At 72.1% G+C, this 7,820-nt stretch carries 7 protein-coding genes and 1 pseudogene; 2 read left to right on the top strand and 6 right to left on the bottom strand.

The features are described from left to right. Window positions 1–123: 123 nt before the first annotated feature. From ASG00_RS04645 to ASG00_RS04635, 3 genes are read right to left on the bottom strand one after another with little or no spacing between them, the layout of a single operon-like run. Window positions 124–1,299, bottom strand: coding sequence for an Mrp/NBP35 family ATP-binding protein (locus tag ASG00_RS04645; protein ID WP_056207249.1), 1,176 nt, complete (start codon window positions 1,297–1,299; stop codon window positions 124–126). Further along, the gene (locus tag ASG00_RS04640) at window positions 1,286–1,888 is read right to left on the bottom strand and encodes a DUF1003 domain-containing protein (protein WP_082483056.1); all 603 of its coding nucleotides are present in this window, start codon (window positions 1,886–1,888) and stop codon (window positions 1,286–1,288) included. The genes ASG00_RS04645 and ASG00_RS04640 overlap by 14 nt, the downstream gene beginning before the upstream one ends. Continuing rightward, window positions 1,888–3,153, bottom strand: a complete 1,266-nt coding sequence (locus ASG00_RS04635) for a magnesium transporter MgtE N-terminal domain-containing protein (RefSeq protein ID WP_056207247.1) — start codon at window positions 3,151–3,153, stop codon at window positions 1,888–1,890. The genes ASG00_RS04640 and ASG00_RS04635 overlap by 1 nt, the downstream gene beginning before the upstream one ends. A gap of 71 nt (window positions 3,154–3,224) precedes the next feature. Between ASG00_RS04635 and ASG00_RS04630 the strand changes: the two genes are divergently transcribed. Beyond that, window positions 3,225–3,797 (top strand): general stress protein, encoded by a 573-nt coding sequence (locus tag ASG00_RS04630; RefSeq protein ID WP_045246971.1) that lies wholly within the window; start codon window positions 3,225–3,227, stop codon window positions 3,795–3,797. Window positions 3,798–3,812: 15 nt separating this feature from the next. Here the strand turns inward: ASG00_RS04630 and ASG00_RS04625 are convergent, their stop codons facing one another. Both ASG00_RS04625 and ASG00_RS04620 read right to left on the bottom strand, forming a co-directional pair. Continuing rightward, window positions 3,813–5,222 (bottom strand): aminopeptidase P family protein, encoded by a 1,410-nt coding sequence (locus tag ASG00_RS04625; protein ID WP_045246972.1) that lies wholly within the window; start codon window positions 5,220–5,222, stop codon window positions 3,813–3,815. 31 nt (window positions 5,223–5,253) lie between these two features. Beyond that, on the bottom strand, window positions 5,254–6,276 hold the full coding sequence (locus tag ASG00_RS04620; RefSeq protein WP_056207245.1) for an endonuclease/exonuclease/phosphatase family protein: 1,023 nt from the start codon (window positions 6,274–6,276) through the stop codon (window positions 5,254–5,256). Window positions 6,277–6,353: 77 nt separating this feature from the next. On the opposite strand from ASG00_RS04620, the gene ASG00_RS04615 reads away from it, so the two are divergent. After that, entirely contained in the window at window positions 6,354–7,223 is an 870-nt protein-coding gene (locus ASG00_RS04615) for a PHP domain-containing protein (protein ID WP_045246974.1), read from the top strand. Between the two features lie 28 nt (window positions 7,224–7,251). Here the strand turns inward: ASG00_RS04615 and ASG00_RS16915 are convergent. After that, window positions 7,252–7,820, bottom strand: a pseudogene (locus ASG00_RS16915) (helicase-related protein); the annotation flags it as partial.

Genomic DNA, 7,820 nt, shown 5'->3' with positions numbered 1-7,820 from the left:
CCCCCGCCGCATCATTCGTGAGGCGCTGCTCGACGACGCCCCCGCGGCGCCGGCGGTGCGGGCCGCGGCCCCGGCCGCGATCGCGGTCGCCTCCCTCGACCTCGCCGACGGCGAGATCCCGCCCTACGACTCCGAGGCGACCTGAGTCGAGACCCCCACGCGCAGGGACCGTCCGGCGAGACCGCGCGGGCGCCGGGCGAGGGTGTCCGCGAGGCGAAGGATCTCCGCCGCCGCCGGGTCGGCCGGGGCGCTGAGGGTCACCGGTGACCCGGTGTCGCCGCCGGTACGCAGCGCGGGACTCAGCGGCACCGACGCGACGAGCGGCACCTCATCTCCGTCTCCCTGTGAGAGCGCGGATGCCGCGGCCTGCCCGCCGCCCGAGCCGAACAGGTCGAGCACGGTGCCGTCGGGAAGTCGCAGCGGGGCCATGTTCTCGATGACGCCGATGACCCGCTGCCCGGTCTGACGCGCGACCAGGCCGCTGCGCACGGCGACCTCTGCCGCCGCCGCCTGCGGGGTGGTCACGACCAGCACCTCGGCGTGGGGGAGCAGCTGCCCGAGCGAGATGGCGACGTCGCCGGTGCCCGGCGGCATGTCGATGAGCAGCACGTCGAGGTCGCCGAACCACACGTCGGTGAGGAACTGCTGCAGTGTGCGATGCAGCATGGGGCCGCGCCACGCGACCGGGCTGCGCTCCTCGCCCTCGCGCAAGAACATGCCGATCGAGATCGTCTTCACTCCGTGGGCCACGGGCGGCACGATGAGGTCGTCGATGCGGGTGGGGTGCGGCATCCGCCCCTCGGCGTCCACGAGTCCGAGGATGCCGGGGATCGAGAAGCCGTGCACGTCGGCGTCGACGAGGCCGACCGTGAGGCCCCGGGCGGCGAGGGCGACCGCGAGGTTCGCGGTGACCGTCGACTTGCCGACACCGCCTTTGCCGCTCGTGACCGCGATCACCCGGGTGAGCGAGTCCGCGGTGAACGGGATGCCCCGGGGGCGCCCCGCGCGCAGGCGCTCGGTGAGAGCTGCGCGCTGCGCCGGCGTCATGACGCCCAGCTCGACCCGCACCGGCCGGTCGGCCACCGCGGCGGCGGCCGCCGCCACCTCCCGTTCGATGCGATCCGACGCCGGGCAGCCCACGATCGTGAGCGACACGGCGACGACGATCTCGCCGTCGGCCGCGCGCACGTCGGCGATCATGTCGAGCTCCGACAGCGGACGCCGCAGCTCCGGGTCGACGACCGCCCCGACCGCGCTGCGCACCCGGCCGGTCAGATCCGCCGGGTCACTGCTGCTCACGGGCCGCCTTGCGCTCGGCCTGCTCGCGGCGTTCGGCGCGCTGACGCTTGCGCTCGCGCTCCTCGGTGGCCGCGGCATCCTCACCCGTCGCCCGCGCGTCGAGGTCTTCGAGCAGGGCGCGCAGCTCGTCGCGCAGCGAGTCGCGCGTGAGCACATCGCGGCTGAGGTCGGTGAGCGCCAGACGCAGTGCGACGATCTCGCGGGCGAGGTACTCGGTGTCGGCGAGGTTGCGCTCGGCGCGCTGACGGTCCTGCTCGATCTGCACCCGGTCCCGGTCGTCCTGACGGTTCTGGGCGAGAAGGATGAGGGGCGCCGCGTACGAGGCCTGCAGCGACAGGATCAGGGTCAGGAGGGTGAAGTTCGTGACCGCGGGGTCGAACTGCGCCTCGCGCGGCAGGAAGATGTTCCACGCCAGCCACAGCACGACCACGACCGACATCCCGATGAGAAAGCCCGACGTGCCCATCGCGCGGGCGAAGGACTTCGAGAACCGGCCGAACGTGTCGTTGGACGGACGCGACGAGCGCCCGAGCACGGAGTTGCGTCCGCGGGGCGCGTCGAACGCCCCGTCACCGCCGCGGCGCGCCATCACCGCGTCCTCGGGGTGGTCGTGGAGCCCGCGCTGTCGGCGGAGCGCCAGTCACGGGGGAGCAGGTAGTCGAGCACGTCGTCGATGCTCACCGCGCCGAGCAGCCTCCGGGCCGGGTCGACCACGGGCAGCGACACGAGGTTGTAGGTCGCCAGCAGGCGCGCGACCTCGCCCGCGGTCGCGGTGACCGGCAGCGGGTCGACGGTGTCGTCGATGATCGCACCCAGCCGCTCATGCGGCGGGTAGCGCAGCATCCGCTGGAAATGCACCGTGCCGAGAAGGCGCCCGGTCGGGGTCTCGTAGGGGGGAAGCGTGATGTAGACCGCGGCGGCGAGCGCGGGGTGCAGCTCGTGACGGCGGATGAGGGCGAGCGCCTCGGCGATGGTCGAGTCGGCCGAGAGCACGATGGGCTCCGACGTCATCAGACCGCCGGCCGTGTCGGGCCCGTACTGCAGCAGCGTGCGCACGTCCTCCGCCTCGTCGGGCTCCATGAGGTCGAGCAGCTCCTCGCGCTGGTCCTCGGGGAGCTGGGCGAGCACATCGGCCGCGTCGTCGGGCTCCATGGCGTCGAGGATGTCGGCGGCGCGCTCGTCGCCGAGGGCTTCGAGGATGTGCACCTGCTCGTCCTCGGGCATCTCCTCCAGGGCGTCGGCGAGACGGTCGTCGGGAAGCTCCTCCGCCACCTCGAGCAGGCGATCCTCGGGGAGGTCGAGGAGCGTGTTGGCGAGGTCGGCGGGCTTGAGGTCGGAGAAACTCGCCACGAGGTGCTCGGCGGTGTGCTCGTGGCCGGGCGTGCTGCTCTCGCGCACGTCGCTCCAGTCGGCGAACGCCGTCGGACCCTTCGCGAACGGCGACGCGCTGGTCTTCGGGCGGCGCAGGAACAGCTGGCCGATCTCCCACTCGCCGAGGCGCGTGCGCTCGATGGCGACATCCTCGACGACCGCGGTGCCGGACCCGTCGACGAAGTGCATGGTCTTCCCCAGCAGCTCGGCCATGACGCGCACCTCACCGGCGCGCGGCTGGAAGCGACGCACGTTGATGAGCCCGGTCGTGATGACCTGTCCGCTCGCGATCGAGGTCACCCGTCCGATCGAGACGAACACATGTCGGCGCCCGGGGATCTCGACCACCAGACCGATGACGGCGGGGGAGTCGTCGGCTCGGTACATGACGACCACGTCGCGCACCTTGCCCAGCCGGTCGCCGGCGGGATCGAAGACGCTGCAGCCGGCCAGCCGAGCCACGAAGACGCGCTGAGTGCTCACCCGACCAGCGTAGTCGCGCGCGAGGTGACGTCCTCGGCGGAACACAGGAACCCGCGTGGGATGATGGGGCCATGAGCATGATGTCGGGTCCGGCGCCGGAGGGCGAGGTCGTCGCCTCCTTCCCCGCCTACGAAGGGGCGCAGAAGGCGGTCTCGGCGCTCATCGCCGCCGACATCCCCGCACGCGACATCATGATCGTCGGACACGACGTGCGGTCGGTCGAGCGGGTCACCGGGCGGCTCGGCTGGGCCGCAGCCGCCCGCAGCGGTGCAGTGAACGGTCTGCTGCTCGGCATGCTGTTCTCGTTCATCTTCGTCTTCGGCACCGCCAACGTCCCGATCCAGACGTTCGTCGGGGTCATGATCGTCGGCATCGCGTTCGGCATGCTGCTGAGCCTGCTCATGTTCGCGGTGGTGCGCCGCCGCCGCGACTTCGCATCGGTCATGCAGATGGTCGCCGAGCGCTACGACGTGACCGTCGCCCCCACGAGCATCCACCGCGCCCGCGAGGTCGTGGGCCACCGGGCGCCGCATCCGCACCCACCCGTTGCGGAGCGCTCGCCGATCGACGACGAACCTCCCCGGTACGGCGAGCGGATCACGCCGCCCGCATCCCGTCCCGACGACGAGACGCCCGCGTCCTAGCCGCGGCCGCGCCCGTCAGGATGCCGCGACCCGCGCCATCCACGCCTCGACGTCGTCGGCCGAACGCGGCACGTCGGCCGACAGGTTGACCGGCCCCGACTCGGTCATCAGCACGTCGTCCTCGATGCGCACCCCGATGCCGCGCAGCTCTTCGGGCACGGTCAGATCGTCGATCTGGAAGTAGAGGCCGGGCTCGATCGTGAACACCATGCCCGGCTCCAGAATGCCGTCGTAGTAGAGCTCCCGCCGGGCCTGCGCGCAGTCGTGCACGTCGATGCCGAGGTGATGGCTCGTGCCGTGCACCATGTAGCGGCGGTGCTGGCCGCCCGCGTCGGCGTGCAGCGCTTCCTCGGCGGTGACGGGCAGCAGTCCCCATTCGGCGACGCGCTCGGCGATGACCCGCATCGCGGCCTCGTGGATGCTGCGGAACGTGACGCCCGGACGCGCCGCCGCGAACGCCGCATCCGCGGCCTCCCGCACCGTCTCGTACACGCGGCGCTGCACCGGGGAGAAGGTTCCGGACACCGGCAGAGTGCGGGTCACGTCGGCGGTGTAGAGACTGTCGACCTCGACGCCCGCGTCGACGAGGATGAGGTCGCCCGGCACGACGGCCCCGTCGTTGCGAGTCCAGTGGAGGTAGCAGGCGTGCGGGCCGGATGCGGCGATCGTGTCGTATCCGACGCCGTTGCCGTCGAGCCGGGACCGCTGGTGGAACGCCCCCTCGACCACGCGCTCGCCGCGGTCCGCAGCGACGGCGCGGGGGAGCGCGCGGATGATGTCGTCGAAGCCGCGGGCGGTCGCCTCGACCGCCAGACGCAGCTGGCCGATCTCGTACTCGTCCTTGATCAGGCGGAGTTCGGAGACGACCCGCGTGAGGTCGTCGTCCTCATCGAGCACCAGGTCGTCGTCCGAGGCGACGAAGTCCTCGATCCCCGCCGTCGCGATCTCGAGGTCGGCGGCGACGGCGACGAGCGAGGGCCGCGGCCCCACCCAGAACTCGCCGATCTGGGCATTGCCGTAGAACTCGGGCGTCGTGCGATCCGCGCGCTCGCGGAAGTAGACCGTGGCCGTGTGCCCGCCGTCGACGGGGTCGAGCACGAGAACGGCGCCGGGCTCGGTGTCAGCACCCCACCCGGTCAGGTGGGAGAACGCAGAGTGCGCGCGGAACGGGTAGTCGGTGTCGTTGCTGCGCACCTGGAAGTCACCGGCGGGAAGCACCAGCCGGCGCCCGGGGAACGATGCCGAGACTGCGGCACGCCGCGCAGCCGCGTAGGGCGCCTGAGGTCGCGCCGGAGGCAGCGACTCGGGGCGCTCGGCCCAGCCGGAGCCGATGGAGGAGAGGAAACCCCGGGGGAAGGGCTGCTTGCGGTTGGTGGTCGCGGGAGCCGCGGCATCCGTCGTCGTCTGGTCGTCGCTCGAAGCCATGCCTCCAGTCTCGCACCGCAGCACGGCACTGTCAGCCGGAGGTGCGCTCGAGCTGCACGATCAGAGGCCGGTGGTCGCTGCCGGACCCGTCGAGCGCCGTCAGCACCACCGACCCGGTCGCCCGCCACGCCGACGTCGCCATGACGTGGTCGATCGGTGCGCCGAGCAGCGCCGGCACCGACGTCGGCCAGGTGCCGACGGCGCCGTTGCCGGTGACGGATGCCGCGTCGTGGCATCGTCCGAGGGTGCCGCCGTCGGTGCCGAGTCGAGCCATGTGCTCGACGGTCGCGTTGAAGTCGCCCGCCATGATGACGTTCGCGCTCGCGCACTGATCGGCCAGCCACTGCAGATCGTGGCGCCAGTCCGCCATCGCGCTCTGCCGCGGCGCGACAGCGTGGGCGGCGACGATGATCGGGCCGTCGCCCGACACGGGCATCGCCACCGCACTCGGCACGGTGGACGTGTTGCTCGTGCCGTTCTGCGACGACGCGATCACGGAGTACTCGCCGAGCGAGGGACTGATGAGAAGCGTCGTGGAGTCGGCGGCCCAGCCGTCCACGCCGTACTCGGTGTGGAACGCCCACATCGGATGGCCGAGCTCGCGCATCTGCACGGCGACCTTCTCACCCACCTCGATCGTCGTCTCGGGGAGCGTGACGATGTCGGCCGACATCGCGACGGCGGTGCGGGCGATGTCGTCGGGCGGGGTGGCCTCGCCGGCGGTGTTCCACGTCATGACGCGCACACTGTTCGCGTCCTTCTCGGGCAGGGTCGTCGAACCCATCCCGCGGGACGTGAGCGTCACCCCGCCGATCGCCGCGCCGGCGAGCAGCACGAGCGTCATCGCGAACGCGAAAGCCCGCACCCGACGCACGACTGCGAGCAGGAGGAACAGCACGGCGATGCCGGCCAGAGCGAGCACGACGGGCGCTCGGAACGAGATGATCTGCGCCACCGGGAACAGCCCGTCGATGCGGAAGAATCCCGGCCAGGTGAGGGCTGCGACCGCGATCGCGGTCACGAGAGTCACGAGGATCCCCGTCAGGCGCAGCATCCTTCCACCGTAGGTCGGCAGTCTGGGAGAAGCCGGGAGGGAGCCTCTGCGGTGTGTCAGCCGGTACGCTCGCAGACATGGCGGCGCACGGCGGATTCGAGGGTCCGAGCGACCTCCACCTCCACTCGGTGCACTCCGACGGCACCCAGTCGCCGCAGGACGTCGTGCGCGCCGCGCACCGGCACGGCCTGCGCACGATCGCCCTCACCGACCACGACACGACCTCCGGGTGGGTCGAGGCTGCGGAGGCGACCACCGCCCTCGGTATGACCTTCCTCCCGGGCATGGAGCTCTCCGCCCGGCACGAGTGGCGCAGCATCCATCTGCTCGCCTACCTCATCGATCCCGACGACGCCGATCTGCGGGCCGAGACCGAGCGCATCCGCCTCGACCGCCTCAGCCGGGCCGAGCGCATCGTCGCCGCCATCGGCCGCGACTACCCCCTGACGTGGGAGGACGTCGTCGCCCAGACCACCGACGGGGCGACCGTCGGGCGTCCCCACATCGCCGACGCGCTCGTCGCCCGCGGCGTCGTCGCCGACCGCTCGCAGGCGTTCGAGGGCATTCTGCACCCGCGCGAGGGGTACTACCTGCCCCACGACGCGCCCGATCCGTTCACCGCTGTCGACCTCGTGGTGGGCGCGGGCGGGGTGCCGATCATCGCGCATCCCGTGCCCTCCGGTCGCGGGCGCATGATCCCGGTGCCCGCGATCGAGCAGCTGATCGCCCGCGGGCTCGCGGGATTCGAGATCGACCACCGCGAGAACACGGCCGCGGGCAAGGCCGTGCTGCGAGAGATCGCCGCCCGACACGACCTCATCGTGACGGGATCGAGCGACTACCACGGTGCGGGAAAGCCGAACGTGCCGGGCGAGAACACCACGAGCGACGAGATGGTCGCCCGCATCATCGAGCGCGGTACCGGCACGGTGCCCGTCTACGCCTGAGCGCCGCCGGACACCGCGTCAGCCGTCGTCAGGCCTGCGCGGCCGTCTCTCCGCCCGCCGCAGACGCCCCGCCGCCACCGCGGCGACGACGACGACGCCGACGCGCGGGGGCGTCGCCGTCCGCTGCCGGCGCAGCCGCGGCATCCGTCGACGCAGCGTCGCCCGCCGCGGGACGGTCGGTGCGACGACGCGTGCGCGTGCGCTCCTCGCGCGGCGCCCAGCTCGTCGCCTCGCGGGGCTCACGCGGCTCGCGGCGCGGCGCCGTGACGATGCGTCCCTTCGTGCCGGCCGGGATCGACAGGTCGGAGTAGAGGTGCGGGCTCGACGAATAGGTCTCGACCGGGTCGGGCTGGCCGAACTCGAGGGCCCGGTTGATCAGGGCCCACTTGTGCAGGTCCTCCCAGTCGACGAAGGTGACCGCGATGCCGGTGCGACCGGCACGGCCGGTGCGTCCCGCGCGGTGCAGGTAGGTCTTCTCGTCGTCGGGGATCGTGTGGTTGATGACGTGGGTGACGTCATCGACGTCGATGCCGCGGGCCGCGACATCCGTGGCGATGAGCACGTCCTTCTTGCCCGCCTTGAACGCCGCCATCGAGC

It is taken from the genome of Microbacterium sp. Leaf351 (genome assembly GCF_001423825.1).
Taxonomy (GTDB): domain Bacteria; phylum Actinomycetota; class Actinomycetes; order Actinomycetales; family Microbacteriaceae; genus Microbacterium; species Microbacterium ginsengisoli.
The sequence above is the reverse complement of the archived record's forward strand: the minus strand, read 5'-3'. Positions and strand labels throughout refer to the sequence as shown.